The organism is Mycobacterium senriense (genome assembly GCF_019668465.1).
GTDB lineage: Bacteria > Actinomycetota > Actinomycetes > Mycobacteriales > Mycobacteriaceae > Mycobacterium > Mycobacterium senriense.
In genome coordinates, this window is sequence record NZ_AP024828.1 from 1,177,816 (window position 1) to 1,200,078 (window position 22,263).

Sequence of the window (22,263 nt, forward strand, 5' to 3'; positions counted from 1 at the left end):
TCCGGCCGCCTAGATCCCCACCCGCGTTATCGCGTTGTGCTTGCGCAGGTAGCAGTACCAAGTGACGGCGAGCAGGCCGAGGAAAAACGCGATGTAGAACCGCAGCGCGGGTTCGATGCTGCCGAACTCCGACTTCGACCACGCATAGGCCAGCGGAACCACGAACCCGCCGAACGCGCCCACCGCCGAGATGACGCCCAGTGCCCCGGCCGCCTGGCGGCGCATGGCGACCATGGTGTCGGGATCTCCCCCGGCCAGGTCGCCCTTGATCTTGAAGATCCGCGAAATCATCCGGTAGGTCGAGCCGTTGCCGATGCCGGTCGCGACGAACAGGAACATGAAGCTGGCGAAGAAGGCCGGCAGGTTCACCGCCGTCACCGACCACAGCGCCGCCGCCGCCCCGATCGCCAGCATCACAAAGCTGGCGGCGGTGATGCGGGCGCCGCCGATCCGGTCGGCCAGCTTGCCGCCGAGGGGCCGGATGACCGATCCGATGCCGGCGCCCAGGAAGGCCCACGCCAGGGCGATATCGCCGCGCCCGAAGACCGTCTTGAGCAGGGTCGGGAACGCGGCCGAGTAGCCGATGAACGAGCCGAAGGTTCCGATGTACAGCAGCGACATGATCCAGGTGTCGGGGTGCCGCAGCGACTCCAGCACCGGCTTCACGTCGGCCTTCGCCTCGGTGAGGTTGTTCATGAACAGGAACGCGCAAATTGCGGCCACCACGGCCAGCGGCACGTAGAACAGTCCGGCGCGCGACAGCGCCATCCCGCCGCCGGCGATGACGATGGGCGGAATGATCTTCTGCACCACCGCCACGCCGATGTTGCCGCCGGCTGCGTTCAGGCCCAGCGCCCAGCCCTTGTCTTTCTCCGGGTAGAAGAACGAGATGTTGGCCATCGACGAGGCGAAGTTGCCGCCGCCGAAGCCGGCGGTCGCGGCGATCGCCACCAGGGCGCCGAACGGGAGGCCGGGATGGCTCACCGCCCACGCCAGCAGCAGGCACGGGATGAGCAGCAGCGCCGCGGAGATGGTCGTCCAGTTGCGGCCGCCGAACAGTGGCACGGCGAAGGTGTAGGGCAATCTCAGAAACGCCCCGACGCCACTGGGGACGGCGACCAGGCAGAGGGCCTGGCTGGCGGTCAGCGCCCACCCGGACGCGGCGGGGTGCCCGTGGGCCCCGGCCGTCATCTGCACGACCACGATGCTCCACAGCATCCACACGCTGAACCCGACGTGCTCGGCGAAGATCGAGAAGATCAGGTTCCGGCGAGCGATCGGCTTGCCGGTCGTCTCCCAGAATTCGGGGTCCTCGGGCCGCCAGTCATCGATCCAGTGCCGTCCCGTATGACGCTCACGCGGTGGCGCGGGCTGCGATACCGGGTTGATGGTCGTGGTCATCTGGTGGGACTCCTGAGTTGGATGAGGGCGCGGGCAGTGACCACTCGACGCTAAAGACGCACTGTTACCGGACTGGGTGTGCACAGTTACGCGGGCAATACGCAGAAATCGCAACGCCCCGGTCACGTTTGTCAGAACTCTGCAACGCAACGACGCAGCGAGACCACGGCGGGGCTGGATGCGCGACAATCGGCGCCATGCAGGTGCCTGAGACTCCCCTGGGCCTACGGGAGCGCAAAAAGATCAAGACCCGCCGCGCCATCAGGCGCGAGGCGTTTCGCCTCATCGAAGAGAACGGCTACGCCGCGACCACGGTCGAACAGATCGCCGAGGCGGCCGACGTGTCGCCGAGCACCTTCTTCCGCTATTTCGGATCCAAGGAATCGCTGCTGCTCGCCGACGACCTGGACCCGCTGATCCTGGACGCGTTGAAGGCCCAGCCGCGCAGCCTGTCTCCGGCGCAGGCCTTCCGCCGGGCCTATCAGGCCGTCATCGACCAACTGCCCGACGACCAACTGGAGTTCGAGAGCACCCGGCAGCGCCTGATGTTCTCGATACCCGAGCTCAAGGCGGCGATGTACGACGAGTACTACCGCACCGTCACGGTGGCGGCCGCGGCGATCGCGCACCGGATCGGCCGTGCCGCAGACGATTTCGAAGTCCGGGTGTACGCGGGGGCGTTGACCGGTGCCATGATGGCCGCCTTCGACAGCGCACCCAAGACCGCCGACACCATCTTTCGCGCCCTGGACTTCATGGACGCCGGCATGCCGCTGGGCTGACCGGCTTCAACAGCGCGGCGATGCATCTGAGCGGGCGGAACGCGATACTCTCACGCGATGCGACAGGGATGGAATCGACGGGGATTCTTGCAGCTCGCAGGGGCCGCCGGGGTTGCCGCGATCGGTGGCGCGACCACGTTCGCTTCGGGATGCTCGTCTCGCGAACCGGCTCCGGGCGCCACCCCGGGTTCGGTGACGGTCACCCACCTGTTCGGTCAGACCGTCATCAAGGAACCACCCAAGCGCGTCGTCAGCGCCGGCTACACCGAGCAGGACGACCTGCTCGCGGTCGGCGTGGTGCCGATCGCCGTGACCAACTGGTTCGGTGACCAGCCCTCCGCCGTCTGGCCATGGGCCACACCCAAACTCAACGGCGCGCAGCCGACGGTGTTGAACCTCGACAACGGCATTCCCGTCGACCAGATCGCCGGTCTCAAACCGGACCTGATCGTGGCCGTCAACGCCGGCCTGGACGCCGACACGTATCAGAAACTGTCCGCGATCGCCCCGACCGTCGCGCAATCGGACGGCGACGCCTTCTTCGAGCCGTGGAAGGAGCAGGCCACCATCGTCGGCCAGGCGGTCTTCCAGGCCGACCAGATGAAGTCGCTGATCGACGGCGTCGACCAGAAGTTCACCGACATCGGCAAAAAGAATCAGCAGTGGACCGGCAAGAAGGCGCTGCTGATGCACGGCGCGCTGTGGCAAGGCACGGTCGTCGCCACCATGGCGGGCTGGCGGACGGACTTCCTGAACCGGATGGGACTGGTCATCTCCGACGCCATCAAGCCGTTCGGCACCGACCAGCGGGCGGTCATCCCCCGCGATCACATCAAATCGGTGCTCGAGTCCGCCGACGTCGTGATCTGGACGACGCAGAACCCCGACGACCAGAAGGCGATACTGGCCGACCCCGAGGTGGCCGGGTCGCTGACCACCGCGCAGAACCGCAACATCTTCACCTCCAAGGACCAGGCCGGGGCGATCGCGTTCGGGTCGCCGCTGAGCTACCCCGTCATCGCCGATCAACTGCCGCCGCTGATCACCAAGATCCTGGGCTAGCCGCGCGGGCATGCCGGGGCTGTTTGAGCGTTTGCTAAGGCAGCTCTGGCAGAGCTCGAAATTCCGTCGGCGACCCTCGCACATGCCCCGATCCCGGGGTTACCGTCGAGTAATGAGCGTGACGGACCTTAGCGGCGACCTGGCCCACAACCTGCCGACCGAGCTGGTCGGCAACACCGTCGTGGACTACGGCGACCGCGCGCTGATGGTGCAATGCGGAAGTACCGCTGAGGTATTGGCGTGGGCGGACGCGCTGCGAGCCGCGGCGATCCCGGGCGTGGTCGACGTCGTCCCGGCCGCCCGCACGGTGCTGGTGAAGCTGGACGGCCCGCGCCGCCAAGGCGTCATCCGCCGGCGGCTGCGCAAGATGGACGTCGTCGCCGCCCCGGACACCGCCTCAAAGCGCCGCGCCGACGTGGTCATCGATGTCGTCTACGACGGTCCGGATCTGGCCGAGGTCGCAGGCCACACCGGACTGACCATCGCGGCGGTGATCGACGCCCACACTTCGACGCTGTGGCGGGTCGGATTCAGTGGATTCGCACCCGGTTTCGCGTATCTGGTCGACGGAGACCCGAGGCTGCGGGTGCCACGCCGCGCCGAGCCGAGGACCTCGGTGCCGGCCGGCTCCGTGGGCCTCGCCGGTGACTTCAGCGCGGTGTACCCGCGTCAGTCCCCCGGTGGCTGGCAACTCATCGGCCGCACCGACGCGGTGCTGTGGGACCTGCAGCGCCCGAACCCTGCGTTGCTGACGCAGGGCATGTGGGTTCAGTTCCGGGCCGTCTAGCCAGTGACGATCGGGAGCGCGGCGCTGGCCGGCGAAGCGGATCATCACCATAGCTAAGGAGACAACCGTGGCAATCCTGGAGATCCTCCGCACTGGACCGCTCGCCGTCGTCCAAGACCTCGGCCGTCCGGGACTGGCCCATCTGGGCGTGAGCCGGTCCGGCGCCGCCGACCGGCGCGCGCACCGGCTGGCCAACCGGCTGGTGGCCAACCCCGACGACCGCGCCACCGTGGAGGTGACGTTCGGCGGTTTCGCGGCCAGGGTGTCCGGCGGCGACGTCGACATCGCGGTGACGGGCGCCGACGCCGATCCCACCGTCAACGGAATCAAGTTCGGCACCAACAGCATTCATCATGTGCGCGAGGGCGAGGTGATCACGCTGGGCGCGCCCCGCGCCGGCCTGCGCAGCTACCTGGCGGTCCGCGGTGGCATCTGCGTGGAGCCGGTGCTGGGCTCGCGCAGCTACGACGTGATGTCGGGCATCGGCCCGTCGCCGCTGCAGGCCGGCGACCGGCTCCCGATCGGCGAGCACACCGACGCCTACCCCGAATTGGACCAGGCGCCGGTGGCGGCCATCACCGGCGGCGTCGTCGAGCTGTTCGCGGTGCCCGGGCCGCGCGATGACTGGTTCGTCGACCCCGACGCCCTGGTGCACACCGATTGGGTGGCGTCCGATCGCAGCGACCGGGTGGGAATGCGGTTGACCGGCCGTCCCCTGCAGCACTGCTATCCGGACCGTCAGCTGCCCAGTGAGGGGGCGACCCGCGGCGCAATTCAAGTGCCGCCCAACGGTTTACCGGTGATCCTGGGCCCCGACCATCCCGTCACCGGCGGCTACCCGGTGATCGGCGTGGTGGTCGACGAGGACGTCGACAAGATCGCCCAGGTGCGGCCCGGCCAGACGGTGCGACTGCACTGGGCGCGGCCCAGGGCCTTGGTGGGCGCCCACTCCGGCGCCGCGAGTTGGCCGTTTTCCTAACGCAATTCGCGCACAATTTGTCGGCGCCGCAATCACAATGTATTACAGCTCACACATGGCGGGTGGTATGTGTGAAATCACTTGATGCCGGCCCTCATTCGGGCACGATGAACTGTGCGCTCGCGATCTGGTTGCCCCTCAGGGATTTACCAGATAACTGGTAAACAACTAACAGGCGATATCGGCCCGTTTCGGTTGACCCGCTCGCGTCGTAAATGTGAGCATCGGACCGTGCGACGGGGCACGCCCCTTCATTCGGGGCGCCCAAGCGTCGAAAGCCAGCCTCCGAACAGCTTTCCCGATACCGGGCGAGCGTGGTGACCCCTGGCGTGGTGGCGGCCGGACGCGGCGGTTCGTGGGGCCTGACGAGAGGGAGCTGTATGCACATCGATCGGTGCGATGCCGTTGGGACGCAGTCCATTTTCGCGAAAGGTGGACGGGCATGAGCGTCGCGCCGAAGGCAGGCCGGTTGCTGCGCCGCGACCACCGCATCGCGGACTGGAACCCGGAAGACACGGTGGCCTGGGAGGCCGGCAACAAGAAGGTCGCCCGGCGCAACCTGCTGTGCACCATCGCCGGTGATCACGTGGCGTTCTCGATCTGGACCCTGTGGCCCGTCATGGCACTGTTCATGCCGGGGTCCGTCTACGGCTTCTCCGCCGGCGACAAGTTGTTGCTGGGCGCGGTCGCCACCCTGGTCGGCGGGTGCGCCCGGATCCCCTACACCCTGGGCATCGCCACCTTCGGCGGCCGCAACTGGACGACGTTCTCGGCCTTCGTATTGCTGATCCCGACGGCCGGCACGATCGTGTTGCTGGCCAATCCCGGTCTGCCGCTGTGGCCGTTCGTGTTGTGCGCGGCCCTGACCGGCCTGGGCGGCGGGAATTACGCGGCCTCGCTGGCCAACGTCAACGCCTTCTATCCGCAGCGGCTCAAGGGCGGCGCGCTGGCCGTCAACGCCGGCGTCGCCAACCTGGGGGTCGCGGTGATCCAGCTGGTCGGCCTGCTGGTGCTGGCCACCGCCGGGCACGAGGCGCCCTACTGGGTGTGCGCGGTGTACCTGGTGTTCCTGGTCGTCGTGGGCATCGCGGCCGCGTTGTGCATGGACAACATCAACCACGGCACCCAGCTGAGCACCATGCGCAAGATCCTGTTCGAGCGCGATACCCACGTGATCTCACTGCTCTACATCGCCACCTTCGGCTCCTGGATCGGCTTCGCCTTCGCCTTCGGGCAGGTGATGCAGGTCAACTTCGCCGACAGCGGGGAGAGCCCCAAACATGCGGCGCTGCACGCCGCGCAGCTGGCTTTCGTCGGGCCGTTGCTGGGCTCGCTGGCGCGGATCTACGGCGGCCGGCTGGCCGACCGCCTCGGTGGCAGCCGCGTCACCCTTGGCGTGCTGGCCGGCATGACACTGGGAGCCGGGCTCCTGGTCACCGTCAGCACGCTCGACGATCACCACGCCGCGACGCACACCGCCAGCATGATCGGTTACATCGCCGGTTTCATGGTGCTGTTCGTCCTGTCCGGCATGGGCAACGGCTCGGTCTTCAAGCTGATCCCCTCGGTCTACGAGGCGCGCAGCCGTTCGCTGGACACGAGCGAGGACGAGCGCCGTCATTGGGCCCGGGCGATGTCGGGGTCGCTGATCGGCATCTGTTCTGCCGTCGGGGCGCTCGGCGGGGTGGGAATCAACCTGGCGCTGCGCCAGTCCTATCTGAGTACTGGCACGGAAACGTCGGCATACTGGGCGTTTCTGGCTTCCTACGTCGTGGCGGCGATCATGACGTGGATGGTCTACGTGCGCCGTCCCGCGTCGGCCCAGAGCCTGTCCGGGTCGGCGCCGGAAACCGAGGCCGCCGGTGTGTGAGCGGACTCGCAACACGGGCAATGCCGCAGCAATTGACCGGTAACGCAACCGAAACGTCACAGGCATACACACTTCATATGGCCCCGCAACTGGCTCCGCCAGACTCCGCGCCGCTCACCGGCTATCGGATCGCCGTCACGTCGGCGAACCGCGCCGAAGAGCTGTGCGCGTTGTTGCGCCGTAACGGCGCGGAGGTCTCCAGTGCCGCGGCCATCAACATCATCGCGCTGCCCGAAGACCACGAACTGCAGACTCACACCGAAGCGGTGATCGCCCAGCCACCCGATATCTTGGTGGCGCACACCGGCATCGGCTTTCGCGGCTGGGTCGCAGCGGCCGACGGCTGGGGGCTTGCCCCCCAACTGCTGGCCTCGCTCGCCAAGTCGCGGATCGTGGCCCGCGGGCCGAAGGCGACCGGCGCGTTGCGCGCCGCCGGGCTGCATGAGGAATGGTCACCCAAATCCGAATCGTCACGCGAGGTCCTGCGCTACCTCCTCGAGTCGGATGTCGCCGGTAAGCGGATCGCCGTCCAGCTGCACGGCGCGGCCAACGGATGGGACCCGTTCCCGGAATTCATCAACGGATTGCGGGCGGCGGGCGCGCAGGTGGTCCCCATCCACGTATACCGCTGGAAGCCGACGCCGCCAGGCGGCGACTTCGACCAACTCGTCGCCTCGGTCGCGCGGCGGCAATTCGACGCGGTGACCTTCACCTCGGCACCCGCCGGCGCGGCGCTGCTGGAGCGCAGCCGCGAGCTGGGCATCGAAGATCAACTGCTGCAAGCGCTTCGCAGCGACGTGCACGCGATGTGCGTCGGTCCGGTCACCGCGCAGCCTTTGATCCGAGCCGGGATCCCGACGTCGTCGCCCGAGCGAATGCGGTTGGGGGCGTTGGCCCGCCACATCGCGCAGGAGCTCCCGCCCCTGCGGTCGTGCGCCATCCGGGCGGCCGGTCACGACATCGAGATCCGTGGAACCTGCGTGCTGGTCGACGGTTCGGTGAAGTCGCTGTCCGGATCCGGCATGGCCACCCTGCGCGCGCTGGCCCAGCGCCCCGGCGATGTCGTCGCGCGCAACGACTTGTTACGAGTGCTTCCCGGCAACAGCAATGACCCACACGCCGTCGACACCGCAGTGCTGCGGCTGCGAACGGCGTTGGGCGACAAGAACATCATCGCGACGGTGGTCAAGCGCGGCTACCGGCTCGCGATCGACCATTCGGAAGATTCCCCATGGCACTGATTCTGGTGGCGCACGGCACCCGTAGGCCGGGTGGCGTGTCGATGATCGAAGACCTTGCGGCACAGGTGAGTACGCTGGTGCGCAGCACGGTGGACGTTGCGTTCGTCGACGTGGTGGGCCCCACCCCCAGCGAAGTCCTGGTGCGCGCGAAGGCCTCCGACCGCCCCGCCATCGTGGTGCCCGCGTTCCTGTCGCGCGGATACCACGTCCGGGCCGATCTGCCCGCCCACGTGGAGATCAGTGGACACCCGAACGTTCTCGTCACCCCGGCATTGGGCCCGAGCGGTCAAATCGCCCGAATCGTCGGCGATCAGTTGGTGAAATGCGGTTGGCGACCGGGTGATTCGGTGATCCTGGCGGCCGCGGGGACCTCGGACGTCAAGGCGCGCACCGACCTGCACACCACCGCGACTCTGGTGTCGGCGCTGACCGGATCGCGGGTGAGCCTGGCGTTCGCGGCCACCGGTGAGCCGCAGCTGCCCGAGGCGGTAGACCGGGCCCGGACCCGGGCGCGCCGCGCCGGCGGACGCGTCGTCGTCGCCTCATATCTACTGGCCGACGGCCTGTTCCAGCAACGGCTGCACGCCTGCGGTGCCGACCTGGTCAGTGAGCCGCTGGGCACCCATCCCGGGCTGGCACGGTTGGTCGCGAACCGATTCCGGCGGGCCCTGCCGACGGTCCTCGCGCCCACCGCCCGGCAGTCGTCGCGCCGACCGAGCCCGCACCAGCTGGCCCACGGCCGCACCGTGCGGTCCGCGCCCTAGCGCAAAACGCCTGCTGGTAAGGCGCGCCGATGTCCGGCGTTCCTTGATCTTTGATCGCAGACGGGTGATCCTGACACCATGCCCCGCCGCCAAGAGCCATCGCCCGGGATCCTCGACCCGGTCGCCAAGATGCTGCGGTTGCCCTTTGGCACACCGGAATTCATCGACCGCATCGTCACCGGTGGGGTAAACCAGGTGGGCCGGCGGACCTTGCGCACGCTGATCACGACGTGGGACGCCGCGGGCGGTGGCCCGTTCGCGGCCAGCGCCATCGCGTCGACGGGGATGGCGAAAACCGCCGAAATCGTGCAGGGCATGTTCATCGGCCCGGTCTTTGGCCCACTGCTGAAAATTCTTGGCGCGGACAAGGTGGCCCAGCGGGCCTCGTTGTGCGCCTCGCAGTTGGTGGGCCTGGGCATCATGCGCTACGGCATCCGCTCCGAGCCGCTGCACTCCATGTCGGTGGACGCGCTCGTCGACGCGATCGGGCCGACGATGCAGCGCTACCTGGTCGGCGACATCACCCGGTGAGCCGGGCGGTCGGGCTCAGGCAGCCCGCGGCTGGTAGTCGCGCGCGACCTGAACGTAGCCGTCGTCGGTGATCCGCACCGGGTAGACCGGCACCGAAACGGCTGGATCGTCCAGGCAGGAACCGTCTTCGAGCGAGAACGCCTGCTTCAAGATGGGCGACTGAACCGTGACGCAGCCGTCGCGGTCGCCCACGATTCCGCGGGAGAGCACCGCGGCACCGGAGAACGGGTCGACGTTGCCCACCGCGTACACCGAGCCGTCGTCAAGCCGGAACAACGCAGCCTGGGAACCGTCGTCCAGCAGCACGCCGACGCCGCGACCCGGAATGAGGTGGTCGTAAGCGCAAGCGCTGGTCCACACCTGGATGTCATTGAGAAGTGTCATGATGCCTTCCTCATTCCTCCGGAGTTGTCGCTTCACGAACCCGCGGCATGCCAATGGACACAGGGATTTTGCGGCCGGCATGCTCGGTGAACGCCACCGTCGAGTCGACGGCGTCCGGGGCGTTGACGAACGACACGAACCGCGACAGCTTGTCCGGGTCGTCCAGCACGCCCTTCCATTCGCACTTGTAGTTCTCGACATGCCGCTCCATTGCGGCCTCGAATTCCTCGGCAAGGCCGAGCGAGTCCTCGCACACCACCTCGCGCACGTGGTCGAGCCCGCCGTCGAGCGAGTCGACCCACGGCGCCGTGCGTTGCAGCCGGTCGGCCGTCCGGATGTAGTACATGACGAACCGGTCGACGTAGCGGACCAGCGTTTCGGTGTCCAGGTCGCTGGCCAGTAACTGCGCGTGCTTGGGCGTCATACCGCCGTTGCCGCCGACGTAGAGGTTCCAGCCCTTTTCGGTGGCGATGACGCCGACGTCCTTGGACCGGGCCTCGGCGCACTCGCGCGCGCAACCCGAGACGCCCATCTTGATCTTGTGCGGCGCCCGCAGTCCGCGGTAACGCAATTCCAGATCGATGGCCAGCTGCACCGAATCCTGCTGCCCGTACCGGCACCAGTCCGTGCCCACGCAGCTCTTCACCGTGCGCAGCGCCTTGCCGTAGGCGTGGCCGGATTCCATGCCGCCGTCGACCAGGCGCTTCCAGATCTCCGGCAGTTGGTCCACCCGGGCCCCGAACATGTCGATCCGCTGCCCGCCGGTGATCTTGGTGTAAAGCCCGAAGTCCTGGGCGATCTGACCGATCAGGATCAGATGCTCGGGCTTGATGTCACCACCGGGAACCCGCGGCACCACCGAGTAGCTGCCGTTCTTCTGGATGTTGGCCAGGAAGTGGTCGTTGGAATCCTGCAGCGAGGCCTGCTCGCCTTCCAGGATGTGATCCGACCCGGTGGAAGCCAAAATGGAGGCCACCACGGGTTTGCAGATGTCGCAACCCTTTCCGCGGCCGAAACGCTCCAGCAGACCCGAGAAGGTCCGGATCTCGGTGGCCGAGATGACCTCGAACAGCTCCGCGCGCGACTGGCTGAAGTGCTCGCACAGCGCCTTGGACTGTTCCACGCCCTCGGCTTCCAGCAGCTGCTTGAGCAGGGGGACGCACGACCCACACGAGGTGCCGGCCGAGGTGCACGCCTTGAGCGCGGGAACGTCGGCGCAGCCGTCGGCGATCGCGCACTTCAGGTCGCCCTTGGTGACGTTGTTGCACGAGCAGATCTGTGCCGAATCCGGCAGCGCCCCAACGCCCAACGCCGCGCCGGAGCCGGACTGCGCCGGCGCGATCAGCGCCAGCGGGTCGCCGGGCAGCTCGCTGCCGACCATGGGCCGCAGCACCCCGTAGGACGAGGCGTCGCCGACCAGCACGCCGCCGAGCAGCGTCTTGGCGTCGTCGGAGAGCACCAGCTTGGCGTAGGTCCGATTGACCGCATCGTTGATGGCGACCTCGAGGCAGTTCTCGGTCGTCCCCATCGCGTCGCCGAAACTGGCCACGTCGACGCCCAGCAGTTTGAGCTTCGTGGACAGGTCTGCCTCGCCGAACTCGGCGACGCCGTCCAGCAGCCGGTCGGCCACCACCTCCGCCGAGGTGTAGCCCGGCCCCACCAGGCCGTAGCAGCGGCCGCCGATCGCGGCGACCTCACCGATCGCGTAGATGTCGGGATCGCTTGTCTGGCAGGCCACGTCGGTGAGCACCCCGCCGCGCTCGGCGCGCGTCAGCCCGGCGGCGGTGGCCAGCTCGTCGCGCGGCCGGATGCCGGCCGCGAAGATCACCAGGCCGGCGTCGATGACCTGGCCGTCGGTCAGGCTTACCCGCACCGAGGTGGTGCCGTCCGAATGGTCAACCGCCTCGATCGATTCAGTGCCCGTGCCGACGTGCACCGAGATGCCGAGCTCGCCGATCATCCTGGCCAGCAGCCCGCCGCCGGCCTCGTCGATCTGCTGGGCCATCAGCCGCGGCATCATCTCAATGACGTGGGTCTGCAATCCGAACTGACGCAACGCATTCGCGGCTTCCAGCCCGAGCAGGCCGCCACCGATCACGACAGCCGCGGTGACGTGTGAGGTTTCGACCGTGCGCTGGGCGTCCGCGCGGATGGCGTCGAGGTCGTCCAGCGTGCGGTACACGTGGCAGGCGGGCAGATCGTGGCCGGGCACCGGCGGCACGAAGGCGTACGACCCGGTCGCCAGGACCAAGGTGTCGTAGCCGTGCCGCTGGCCGTCGGCGGTGACCACCGTCTTTGCGGCGCGGTCTATTTCGGTAACCCGCTGGTTCAGCACCAGCCGGACCAGCTCGTCACCCTCGTATTCGTTGCCCGGCAATGCCAATAGCTTGCGATCCCAGCTTTCGGTGTAGGAGGTCAGTCCCACGCGGTCATAGGCCGCGTCGGTCTCCTCGGCGAAAACCGTGATGCGCCACAGTCCCTCGGTGTCACGGGCGCGGAGCGCCTCGACGAACCGGTGAGCCACCATGCCATGTCCGACTACGATGATGTGACGAGGCGCACAGCTGGCTCGCGAAATCCCGTCTGCAGACATGGCTTTGAGAGTAACGGCCAGAAATTACGTTCTTTTCGCGCAATGTCACGGTCCTATGACGAGGATCTCACAACTCACAGGAAGGTCTGTGAGTGATCGTTCGCCGGCGGCGAACGACGAGGTGGAACTTCAGCGGGGTCGACTCAGGTTTGCCCTAATAGCCGGCCGCGCAGGCGCCGGTCACAGGAATCTCACAACGAAGCTCAAGGAATTAGAAGGGAAGCGCCATGAGTGGCCTCGCATTGTGGTCTCGGCCGGCCTGGGACACCGACCGGTGGTTGCGCGACTTTTCGGCCCCGCCGCCGCGGCGGACTGGAACACTCCGGCGAACAGCGGTTTCAAGCCCGGCGCCGAGATCGTCAAGGACGGCGACGACGCGATCGTACGTGTCGAGCTCCCGGGCGTTGACGTCGACCAGGACGTCAACGTGGAGGTCGACCGCGGGCGCTTGGTCATCCACGGCGAGCACCGCGATCAGCGTTCGGAAGAGAAGGAAGCCCGCACGCTGCGGGAGATCCGGTACGGATCGTTCCGCCGGTCGTTCCAGCTGCCCGCCCACGTCACCGGCGACGCCATCACGGCGACCTACGACGCCGGCGTGCTGACGGTGCGGGTCGCCGGTGCCCTGAAAGATCCAGCCGGGAACCAGGCTCAGCGCATACGGATCGTTCCGCCGGTCGTTCCAGCTGCCCGCCCACGTCACCGGCGACGCCATCACGGCGACCTACGACGCCGGCGTGCTGACGGTGCGGGTCGCCGGTGCCCTGAAAGATCCAGCCGGGAACCAGGCTCAGCGCATCGAGATCACCAAATAGTCTCCGCCAGTTCGGAGACAAGTAGCCGAATCCGGCGGAGCCGCAACGACTCCGCCGGATTCAGCGCATCAGCCCCAGCGAGCCAGCAGCTCCTTGGCCCGGGCCGCCAGCGCGGCCTGCAGGAACGGCCCGAAGCTGATGCGCGCCACGCCCAGCGGGCCGAAGGACGAGGGGTCGTCCTGGTCGGGCAGGGCGATGGCGTTGACGGGCAGGTCCAACTCGGCGGTCAAGCGCCGCAATGTGTCGGGGTCGTGGCGGCCCACCGGATACAGCACGTCAGCGCCGGCGGCCGCCGCCTGATTCAACCGCGCCACCGCGCGGTCGACGCGATCGGACGCCTCGCCGTCCTGGCGCAGGAAAAGATCGGTCCGGGCATTGATGACGACATGCACCCCGGCCGCGTCGGCGGCCGACCGCAGCGCCCCGACCAGCTCCGCGTGTTCGTCGGCAGACCGCAACCGCTTGCCCTCCGAGTGCACGGTGTCCTCGATGTTCAGCCCGACGGCCCCTACGCTCAGCAGGCCCTCGATCAGCCGGCCCGCCGGCTGCCCGTAGCCGGATTCGATGTCCACCGACACCGGGACGTCGACCGCGGCGGTGATCTGTGCGACCCGGGTGAGGACGTCGTCGAACGACATGCCCTCGTTGTCGGGTTTGCCGATCGAGTCGGCCATCGGGTGACTGCCCACCGTGAGGGCGGCGAACCCGGCACCGGTGGCCAGCCGCGCCGACCACGCATCCCACACGGTCGGCAGGATGACCGGGTCGCCCGGCCGGTGCAGTTCCAGCAGCGTGGCGGCGCGCTCGGCGGGTGTGGCGGGTCCCGTCATAGGTGTTTGCTCCCTCGGCATCCGGGCTCAACGGCCTGACGTCTGGCGTATGCCGTGGATAGTATCGAGGGCGTACTGTGATCCGAAACACTGCCGAGGAGATCCGTTGACGAGCACGACTGGCACGACCGAATTCGCCGAACTGCACGACCTCATCGGCGGCCTGCGGCGGTGCGTGAGCTCCCTGCGGGCCCGATACGGTGACAGCCCGGCCATGCGGCGCATCGTCATCGACGCCGACCGCATCATGTCCGACGTCGAGCTGCTCGACACCGACGTGTCCGAATTGGACCTGGCAGGCGCCACCGTGCAGCAGTCCGGCGAGAAGATCGTCATTCCAGACACCCAGTACGACAGCGAATTCTGGCGCGACGTCGACGACGAGGGTGTCGGCGGTCACAACAGGGCCTGAACAAGTCAAGCCCCCCAGAAAAGGGGGCCTTGTATCTGTGTACCCTTCGACCTACAGCCCGTTCGAAGAGGAACACACTAAATGAGCGCACCTACGGCGAACCGTCCTGCGTCCGGTGTCTTTTCACCCACGCGCGCCCGTATCCAGCAACGCACCCTGCGCACCGACCGGTGGTGGATGTCGCCGCTGCGAATCGATCTCGGCTTCGCCGCATTCATTATTTATGCGACAGCGCGGGCGTTCCAGCGGGGTGACTTCTTCGTCGCGCAATACCATTACCTGACGCCGTTCTACTCACCATGTCTCAGCAACGCTTGCGGCGGTGCCAGCGACTTCTGGCCGCAAATCCTGCCGAACGTCTGGTGGTTGCCGTTCGCGGCGCTGACACTGCCGTTCCTGCTGCTGTTCAGGCTGACCTGCTACTACTACCGCGGCGCCTATTACCGCACGGTGTGGCAGTCGCCCACCGCCTGCGCGGTGGCCGAGCCCCGCGTGCACTACAGCGGCGAGACCAAACTCCCGCTGATCATTCAGAACTCCCACCGGTACTTCTTCTACATCGCCGGCATCATCTCTGTGATCAACACCTACGACGCGATCGTGGCGTTCCATTCCGATCACGGACCCGGTGGATTCGGGTTTGGCCTGGGCAACGTGATCATGGTCGGCAACGTCATCATGCTCTGGGTCTACACGCTGTCCTGCCACTCCTGCCGGCACATCACCGGCGGCCGGCTCAAGCACTTCTCCAAACACCCTGTGCGGTACTGGATCTGGACCCAGGTCAGCAAAATTAACACCCGGCACAAGCAGTACGCGTGGATCACGCTGGGCACCCTGATGCTCACCGACTTCTACATCGCGCTAGTGGCCAGCGGCGCCATCACTGACCTGAGATTTGTTGGCTGACAAGCCATTCCCGAATAAATCAGATTTAGCTAGCGAGGGTTTCATGGTTGAAATCGAGCGGCACACGTACGACGTGGTCGTGATCGGTGCCGGCGGCGCCGGACTGCGTGCGGTAATCGAAGCGCGCGAACGGGGTTTGCGGGTCGCGGTGGTGTGCAAGTCCCTGTTCGGCAAGGCTCACACGGTGATGGCAGAGGGCGGCTGCGCGGCGTCCATGGGCAACACCAACCCGAAGGACAACTGGAAGACCCACTTCGGCGACACGATGCGCGGTGGGAAATTCCTCAACAACTGGCGCATGGCCGAACTGCACGCCAAGGAAGCACCGGACCGGGTCTGGGAGCTGGAAACCTATGGCGCGCTGTTCGATCGCCTCAAGGACGGCAAGATCAGCCAGCGCAACTTCGGCGGGCACACCTACCCTCGGCTGGCCCACGTCGGTGACCGCACCGGCCTGGAGCTGATCCGCACCATGCAGCAGAAGATCGTCTCGCTGCAGCAAGAGGATTACGCCGAGCTCGGCGACTACGAGGCCCGGATCCGGGTGTTCGCCGAAACCACGATCACCGAGCTGATCAAGGACGGCGACGCGATCGCCGGGGCGTTCGGCTACATCCGCGAAAGCGGGAACTTCATCTTGTTCGAGGCGCCCGCGGTGGTGCTGGCCACCGGCGGGATCGGCAAGTCGTTCAAGGTCACCTCGAACTCCTGGGAGTACACCGGCGACGGCCACGCCCTGGCCCTGCGGGCGGGCGCGTCGCTGATCAACATGGAGTTCGTCCAGTTCCACCCGACGGGCATGGTGTGGCCGCCCAGCGTGAAGGGGATCCTGGTCACCGAAGGTGTCCGCGGTGACGGTGGGGTGCTGAAGAACTCCGACGACAAGCGGTTCATGTTCGACTACATCCCGTCGGTGTTCAAGGGCCAGTACGCCGAGTCCGAACAAGAAGCCGACCAGTGGCTCAAGGACAACGACTCCGCCCGCCGCACTCCGGACCTGCTGCCGCGCGACGAGGTCGCGCGCGCGATCAACTCCGAGGTCAAGGCCGGCCGGGGCAGCCCACACGGTGGCGTCTTCCTGGACATCGCGTCGCGGCTGGCGCCCGCGGAGATCAACCGCCGCCTGCCGTCGATGTATCACCAGTTCAAGGAGCTGGCCGGGGTCGACATCACCAAGGAGCCGATGGAAGTCGGGCCGACCTGCCACTACGTGATGGGCGGCGTCGAAGTGGACGCCGACACCGGAGCGGCCACCGTCCCCGGCTTGTTCGCCGCCGGCGAATGCTCCGGCGGTATGCACGGCTCGAACCGGCTCGGCGGCAACTCGCTGTCGGACCTGCTGGTGTTCGGCCGGCGGGCCGGGCTGGGCGCAGCCGACTACGTGCGGGCCCTGAGCAGCCGCCCGACGATCGCCGACGGCGCCGTCGACGGGGCGGCGAAACGGGCACTGTCCCCCTTCGAGGCACCGGCCAGCGGCGCACCGGAGAACCCCTACACCCTGCAGCTGGAGCTGCAGCAGTCGATGAACGACCTGGTCGGCATCATCCGCAACGCCGACGAAGTCGCGGAGGCCCTGGCGCGGCTGGACAAGCTGCGTGAGCGGTTCAAGAACCTGTACGTGGAGGGGCAGCGCCGGTACAACCCGGCCTGGAACCTGGCCATCGACCTGCGCAACATGCTGCTGGTCAGCGAGTGCGTCGCCAAGGCCGCCTTGCAGCGCACCGAGAGCCGCGGCGGGCACACCCGCGACGACCACCCGGCGATGGACTCGTCGTGGCGCAAGGTGCTGCTGGTCTGCGAGGCGGCCGGCGGCGGCGACGAGGTGATTCCCGACATCACCATCACGAAGAAGGATCAGACGCCGATGCGGCCCGATCTGCTGGAACTGTTCGACATCGCCGAGCTGGAGAAGTACTACACCGACGAAGAACTCGCCGGGCACCCAGGACGGAGTGGCAAATGACCTACAACGCGACGATGCGGGTGTGGCGCGGCGACGCTGCCGACGGCGGCCTGCAGGACTTCACGGTCGAGGTCAACGAGGGCGAGGTCGTCCTCGACATCATCCATCGCCTGCAGCAGACCCAGACGCCCGACCTGGCGGTCCGGTGGAACTGCAAAGCGGGCAAGTGTGGCTCCTGCTCGGCCGAGATCAACGGCAAGCCGCGCCTGCTCTGCATGACCCGGATGTCCACGTTCGCCGAGGACGAGGTCGTCACCGTCACGCCGCTGCGGACGTTCCCGGTGATCCGCGACCTGGTCACCGACGTGTCGTTCAACTACGAAAAGGCCCGCGAGATCCCGTCTTTCGCGCCGCCCAAGGACCTGCAGCCCGGGGAGTACCGGATGGCGCAGGAGGACGTGCAGCGGTCCCAGGAGTTCCGCAAGTGCATCGAGTGCTTCCTATGCCAGAACGTGTGCCACGTGGTCCGCGACCACGAGGAGAACAAGAAGGTGTTCGCCGGCCCCCGCTTCCTGATGCGGATCGCCGAGCTGGAGATGCATCCGCTGGACACCCGCGACCGGCGCAACGACGCTCAGGACGAGCACGGCCTGGGCTACTGCAACATCACCAAGTGCTGCACCGAGGTCTGCCCGGAAAACATCAAGATCACCGACAACGCGCTGATCCCGATGAAAGAGCGGGTCGCCGATCGCAAGTACGACCCGGTGGTGTGGCTCGGTAACAAGCTGTTCCGTCGCTGAGCTCCACGCCGCGGTAATCCGGGCCCGATCCGGTATGGCACGTTAGGCCGTCGCGGGACCCGGGTAACCAAACTGCATCCTGTCGGGCCGCCTCGTGCGGCCAGCTACTCACGACCGGGAAGGCAGTTCATGGACCCCAGGCGAGAAACCGCCAGCATCAACAACATTCGCACCGCCATTCGGCAGTTGTCGGTGCGCGCCCAGCTCGCGAACAAAGAAGGCCGGTACAGCGACGCTGCCGAACTCGAGAGCCGCATCCAGGGCTTTCGGGACGAGCTGAGCCACCGCCCCTAGCCGGGCGAGGCGATTACGCGCCGAGTCGGCGAAAAACGCTCCGATGGAACACGATGGGCGCCACGTCGGCGTCCACCGTGACCTCGCTGACCCGCAGCACCACGATGGTGTGATCGCCGGCAGGGATCAGCTGCTCGATCGCGCTCTCCAGCCAGAGGCCGGTGCCCTTGATGAAAACCGCACCCGTGGAGCGGGAAACCGTCTCCAATCCCGCGAACCTGTCGCCGGTCTTGGCGGCCAGCGTGCGCGCGGCCTCGTCATGCTCCTCGCCGAGCACGCTGATGCCCAGCATCGGCCGATCCTTGAGCTTGGGCCATGTCGTCGAGGTGTTCTGCACGCAGAACGACACCAGCGGCGGGTCCAGCGAGACGGGGACAAAGGTACTGGCCGCCAGGCCTTCCCGGGTTCCGTTCACCTCGGCGGCGATCGCCACCACTCCGGATGGGAAATGACCGAAGGCCTCACGAAGTGACGACGCTGTCAGCTTGTTGTTCGAGTTCACCGGACCTATTTGCCCCTACAGCCGGAGACGGGATTTATCGCAAACGACCCTACCCGGCGCCGCTCACTCCGGCACGGCCACCCTTACCCGTTTTCTAAGCGTTCTGCCGAATATCCGTGCGCGGCGGCCACATCCGGATGGGCCCGCAGCCTGCTCTTCCAGGCGTTGCGACCATAGACCGCGAAGATCGGATCCGATGGATCGTCCACGCGCTGCGCGTGTGCCTCGAGCTCGTCGGGCAGCGACAGCACCGGGATCCGCGCGTCCAGGCGCGGATTGAAGAAGTAGGGCACCGAGATGCGCTCGCCCGCGGGCCCCGCCAAGTTGACCCGATGCTCGGTGGCCCGCAGGTACCCGCGGGTGGCCACCTCCAGCAATTCACCGATGTTGACGATGAACGCCCCCTCGCGCGGCGGCACGTCGATCCAGCCGTCATCGGAGTTTCTGGCCGGCCGCACCTGCAGGCCCGTGCTGCCCGGCTCGGCCAGCAACAGGGTCAGCACCCCAGAGTCGCGGTGCGCGCCCACGCCCTGCGCGCTGGCGGCGCTGCCCGGGTAGCGGATGATCTTGATCAGCGTGGCCGGCGCCTCGGCGAAGGCCGCGTCGAACACGTCGGACGGACTGCCCAGCGCGGCCGCCCAGTGCCGCAGCAGGGTGCGGGCCACCGCGGACAGCGCGGCGTCCCACTCCGCGACGATCCCGGGCAGGTCCGGCAGCGCGGCCGGCCACTGGTTGGGGCCCTGCAGCCACCGATAGTCGGACTTGTCCAGCCCGCCGATCGGCGGGCGTTGCGGCCCGACGTCGATCTGCTCGCGCCAATCCACCTCCCCGCGGGTCAGCTCGCCGCCGAGCCGGGTGTATCCGCGGAAGTGGGGGCTGCGCACCATCGCGACGGCGTCCTTGTCGGGGTGCGGCAGCGCGAACAGCCGGCGCGCGGCGTCCAGGACGCGTGTCACCAAGTCCGGCGGTACGCCGTGCCCGGTCAGATAGAAGAAGCCGACCTCGTGGCCGGTCTCGCGCAGACCGTCGCGCAGCCGGCCGGGGTCGGCCCGCAGGTCTACGACGGGCAGCGCAGTGACGCCACGCACACCGGTCATGTGCGCGGCATCGTCGCAGGTAAATCGGATTCCGACGGCATGACCTGCAGGTTCCCAACCGGTTGGTTAATTAGACAATGAAATCTAGCTCACATTGGCTTGCATACCGCTGACGCTAGCGATATTTTAGCGGTGTTACTGGTGGGTAACTTAGAAGTAGTACCCAACCACAAGTGGCATTCTCAACGAGGAGGACCGTAGTGAGCCACTACAAGAGCAACGTGCGCGACCAGGTATTCAACTTGTTCGAAGTTCTGGGCGTTGACAAGGCAATGGGCCAAGGCGAGTACAGCGATCTGGACGCCGACACGGCCCGCGAAATGTTGAACGAGATCAGCCGGCTGGCCGAGGGCCCGGTCGCGGAGTCGTTCGTCGAGGGCGACCGCAACCCACCGGTCTTCGACCCGAAGACGCACTCGGTGACGCTGCCGGAATCATTCAAGAAGTCGGTTCAGGCCGTCATCGAGGCCGGTTGGGACAAGGTCGGCATCGAAGAAGAGCTCGGCGGCGTGCCGATGCCCAAGGCGCTGCTGTGGGCACTGCACGAGCACCTCCTGGGCGCCAACCCGGCGGTCTGGATGTACGGCGGCGGCGCCGGATTCGCCAGCATCTTCTACAAGCTGGCGACCGAAGAGCAGAAGAAATGGGCCGTCCTTGCCGCCGAGCGCGGCTGGGGCGCCACCATGGTGCTCACCGAGCCGGACGCCGGGTCCGACGTCGGCGCGGGCCGGACCAAGGCCGTCAAGCAGGAGGACGGCTCCTGGCACATCGACGGCATCAAGCGGTTCATCACCTCCGCCGACTCCGGCGACCTGTTCGAGAACATCTTCCACCTGGTGCTGGCCCGCCCCGAGGGCGCCGGTCCGGGCACCAAGGGTCTGTCGCTGTTCTTCGTGCCCAAGTTCCTGTTCGACTTCGAGACCGGTGAACTGGGCGAGCGTAACGGCGTCTTCGTCACCAACGTCGAGCACAAGATGGGCCTGAAGGTTTCGGCGACGTGCGAGCTGAGCTTCGGACAGCACGACGTCCCCGCCAAGGGCTGGCTGGTCGGCGAGGTGCACAACGGCATCGCGCAGATGTTCGACGTCATCGAGCAGGCCCGAATGATGGTCGGCACCAAGGCCATCGCGACCCTGTCGACCGGCTACCTGAACGCCTTGGAGTACGCGAAGTCTCGCGTGCAGGGCGCCGACATGACCCAGATGACCGACAAGACCGCACCGCGGGTGACCATCACGCACCACCCGGACGTGCGCCGGTCGCTGATGACCCAGAAGGCCTACGCCGAGGGTCTGCGCGCGCTGTACCTGTTCACGTCGACCTACCAGGACTCGGCCGTGGCCGAGGCCCTGCACGGGGTGGACGCCGAGCTGGCGGTCAAGGTCAACGACCTGATGCTGCCGGTCGTCAAGGGTGTGGGCTCGGAGCAGGCGTACGCCAAGCTCACCGAGAGCCTGCAGACCTTCGGTGGGTCCGGCTTCCTGCAGGACTACCCGATCGAGCAGTACATCCGCGACGCCAAGATCGACTCGCTCTACGAGGGCACCACCGCCATCCAGGCGCAGGACTTCTTCTTCCGCAAGATCGTCCGCGACAAGGGTGTGGCGCTGGCTCACGTGTCCGAGCAGATCCAGAAGTTCGTCGACAGCGAGTCCGGCAACGGCCGCCTGAAGACCGAGCGGGAGCTGCTGTCCAAGGCGCTGACCGACGTGCAGGCGATGGCGGCGACGCTGACCGGTTACCTGATGGCAGCGCAGGAGGACGTGACCAGCCTGTACAAGGTGGGTCTGGGTTCGGTGCGCTTCCTGATGAGCGTCGGTGACCTGGTCATCGGCTGGCTGTTGCAGCGTCAGGCGGCGGTTGCCGTGGCCGCGCTGGACGCCGGTGCCAGCGGCGAGGAGCGGTCCTTCTACGAGGGCAAGATCGCGGTGGCATCGTTCTTCGCGAAGAACTTCTTGCCGCTGCTGACCAGCACTCGCGAGGTCATCGACACGTTGGACAACGACATCATGGAGCTCGACGAGGCCGCCTTCTAGGCCGACGCGAACGACACGACAAGTCCCCCGCTTCGCCCCCGAGGCGGGGGACTTGTCGCAGTTAGCGGGCGCAGAAGGCACGCTGGTAGACAGTAAAAAGGCCGCCGCTGGATCCCCTCAAACCAGCGGCGGCCCTTTTCGTACGCCGGTCCGTGCAAAACGAACCAACGCTCGCATTCGGGGGATGCCCCGTATTGCCGTCGGGGTCGGGGGGTCAGACCACAACACGGGGCCATCCGGTGGGTCGAATACCCGCACCCCCATCCGA

At 67.1% G+C, this 22,263-nt stretch carries 20 protein-coding genes and 2 pseudogenes; 16 read left to right on the top strand and 6 right to left on the bottom strand.

The genetic code is table 11. The features are described from left to right. Positions 1–9 precede the first annotated feature (9 nt). A complete protein-coding gene (locus MTY59_RS05675) occupies positions 10–1,401 on the bottom strand; it encodes an MFS transporter (RefSeq protein ID WP_221044809.1) in 1,392 nt (463 codons plus the stop codon). A gap of 197 nt (positions 1,402–1,598) precedes the next feature. Between MTY59_RS05675 and MTY59_RS05680 the strand changes: the two genes are divergently transcribed. From MTY59_RS05680 to MTY59_RS05715, 8 genes are all read left to right on the top strand, one after another. Continuing rightward, positions 1,599–2,183, top strand: a complete 585-nt coding sequence (locus MTY59_RS05680) for an acyl-CoA-like ligand-binding transcription factor (RefSeq protein WP_221044810.1) — start codon at positions 1,599–1,601, stop codon at positions 2,181–2,183. A gap of 57 nt (positions 2,184–2,240) precedes the next feature. Next, a complete protein-coding gene (locus MTY59_RS05685; protein WP_221044811.1) occupies positions 2,241–3,245 on the top strand; it encodes an ABC transporter substrate-binding protein in 1,005 nt (334 codons plus the stop codon). A 112-nt stretch (positions 3,246–3,357) separates the two neighbouring features. Beyond that, complete coding sequence (locus tag MTY59_RS05690; protein WP_221044812.1) at positions 3,358–4,032, top strand: 5-oxoprolinase subunit B family protein; 675 nt, start codon at positions 3,358–3,360, stop codon at positions 4,030–4,032. A gap of 67 nt (positions 4,033–4,099) precedes the next feature. Further along, positions 4,100–5,011: a 5-oxoprolinase/urea amidolyase family protein gene (locus tag MTY59_RS05695; protein WP_221044813.1), complete on the top strand. Its 912-nt coding sequence runs from the start codon at positions 4,100–4,102 to the stop codon at positions 5,009–5,011. Between the two features lie 472 nt (positions 5,012–5,483). Beyond that, positions 5,484–6,881: a nitrate/nitrite transporter gene (locus tag MTY59_RS05700; RefSeq protein WP_221046273.1), complete on the top strand. Its 1,398-nt coding sequence runs from the start codon at positions 5,484–5,486 to the stop codon at positions 6,879–6,881. Between the two features lie 89 nt (positions 6,882–6,970). Next, positions 6,971–8,122 (top strand): uroporphyrinogen-III synthase, encoded by a 1,152-nt coding sequence (locus tag MTY59_RS05705; RefSeq protein ID WP_221046274.1) that lies wholly within the window; start codon positions 6,971–6,973, stop codon positions 8,120–8,122. Continuing rightward, on the top strand, positions 8,113–8,886 hold the full coding sequence (locus tag MTY59_RS05710; protein ID WP_221044814.1) for a sirohydrochlorin chelatase: 774 nt from the start codon (positions 8,113–8,115) through the stop codon (positions 8,884–8,886). The genes MTY59_RS05705 and MTY59_RS05710 overlap by 10 nt, the downstream gene beginning before the upstream one ends. 78 nt (positions 8,887–8,964) lie before the next feature. Beyond that, complete coding sequence (locus MTY59_RS05715) at positions 8,965–9,417, top strand: TetR/AcrR family transcriptional regulator (protein ID WP_221044815.1); 453 nt, start codon at positions 8,965–8,967, stop codon at positions 9,415–9,417. A 15-nt stretch (positions 9,418–9,432) separates the two neighbouring features. Here MTY59_RS05715 and nirD read toward each other — a convergent pair whose 3' ends face one another. Next, positions 9,433–9,801: a nitrite reductase small subunit NirD gene (nirD, locus tag MTY59_RS05720; RefSeq protein ID WP_065027815.1), complete on the bottom strand. Its 369-nt coding sequence runs from the start codon at positions 9,799–9,801 to the stop codon at positions 9,433–9,435. 10 nt (positions 9,802–9,811) lie between these two features. Further along, positions 9,812–12,394, bottom strand: coding sequence for a nitrite reductase large subunit NirB (nirB, locus tag MTY59_RS05725; RefSeq protein WP_221044816.1), 2,583 nt, complete (start codon positions 12,392–12,394; stop codon positions 9,812–9,814). A gap of 227 nt (positions 12,395–12,621) precedes the next feature. On the opposite strand from nirB, the pseudogene MTY59_RS27625 reads away from it, so the two are divergent. Further along, positions 12,622–13,061, top strand: a pseudogene (locus tag MTY59_RS27625) (Hsp20/alpha crystallin family protein); the annotation flags it as partial. Beyond that, positions 13,054–13,209, top strand: a pseudogene (locus MTY59_RS27905) (Hsp20/alpha crystallin family protein); the annotation flags it as partial. The pseudogenes MTY59_RS27625 and MTY59_RS27905, both read left to right, overlap by 8 nt. Before the next feature lie 68 nt (positions 13,210–13,277). Here the strand turns inward: MTY59_RS27905 and MTY59_RS05740 are convergent. After that, positions 13,278–14,039, bottom strand: a complete 762-nt coding sequence (locus tag MTY59_RS05740; protein ID WP_221044817.1) for an isocitrate lyase/PEP mutase family protein — start codon at positions 14,037–14,039, stop codon at positions 13,278–13,280. 106 nt (positions 14,040–14,145) lie between these two features. Here MTY59_RS05740 and MTY59_RS05745 point away from each other — a divergent pair, with 106 nt between their 5' ends. The 5 genes from MTY59_RS05745 (at position 14,146) to MTY59_RS05765 (ending at position 18,360) form a co-directional block, all read left to right on the top strand. Further along, a complete protein-coding gene (locus MTY59_RS05745) occupies positions 14,146–14,451 on the top strand; it encodes a hypothetical protein (protein ID WP_221044818.1) in 306 nt (101 codons plus the stop codon). An 81-nt stretch (positions 14,452–14,532) separates the two neighbouring features. Continuing rightward, on the top strand, positions 14,533–15,360 hold the full coding sequence (locus MTY59_RS05750) for a hypothetical protein (RefSeq protein ID WP_221044819.1): 828 nt from the start codon (positions 14,533–14,535) through the stop codon (positions 15,358–15,360). Between the two features lie 43 nt (positions 15,361–15,403). After that, complete coding sequence (locus MTY59_RS05755; protein WP_221044820.1) at positions 15,404–17,323, top strand: fumarate reductase/succinate dehydrogenase flavoprotein subunit; 1,920 nt, start codon at positions 15,404–15,406, stop codon at positions 17,321–17,323. Next, the gene (locus MTY59_RS05760) at positions 17,320–18,066 is read left to right on the top strand and encodes a succinate dehydrogenase/fumarate reductase iron-sulfur subunit (RefSeq protein WP_221044821.1); all 747 of its coding nucleotides are present in this window, start codon (positions 17,320–17,322) and stop codon (positions 18,064–18,066) included. The genes MTY59_RS05755 and MTY59_RS05760 overlap by 4 nt, the downstream gene beginning before the upstream one ends. 129 nt (positions 18,067–18,195) lie before the next feature. After that, entirely contained in the window at positions 18,196–18,360 is a 165-nt protein-coding gene (locus tag MTY59_RS05765; protein ID WP_221044822.1) for a hypothetical protein, read from the top strand. 13 nt (positions 18,361–18,373) lie between these two features. Here MTY59_RS05765 and MTY59_RS05770 read toward each other — a convergent pair whose 3' ends face one another. Further along, positions 18,374–18,862, bottom strand: a complete 489-nt coding sequence (locus tag MTY59_RS05770; protein WP_221044823.1) for a flavin reductase family protein — start codon at positions 18,860–18,862, stop codon at positions 18,374–18,376. Positions 18,863–18,945: 83 nt separating this feature from the next. After that, a complete protein-coding gene (locus tag MTY59_RS05775) occupies positions 18,946–19,959 on the bottom strand; it encodes an isopenicillin N synthase family dioxygenase (RefSeq protein WP_221044824.1) in 1,014 nt (337 codons plus the stop codon). A gap of 200 nt (positions 19,960–20,159) precedes the next feature. Here MTY59_RS05775 and MTY59_RS05780 point away from each other — a divergent pair, with 200 nt between their 5' ends. Then, a complete protein-coding gene (locus MTY59_RS05780; protein WP_221044825.1) occupies positions 20,160–21,995 on the top strand; it encodes an acyl-CoA dehydrogenase in 1,836 nt (611 codons plus the stop codon). Positions 21,996–22,263 lie beyond the last annotated feature (268 nt).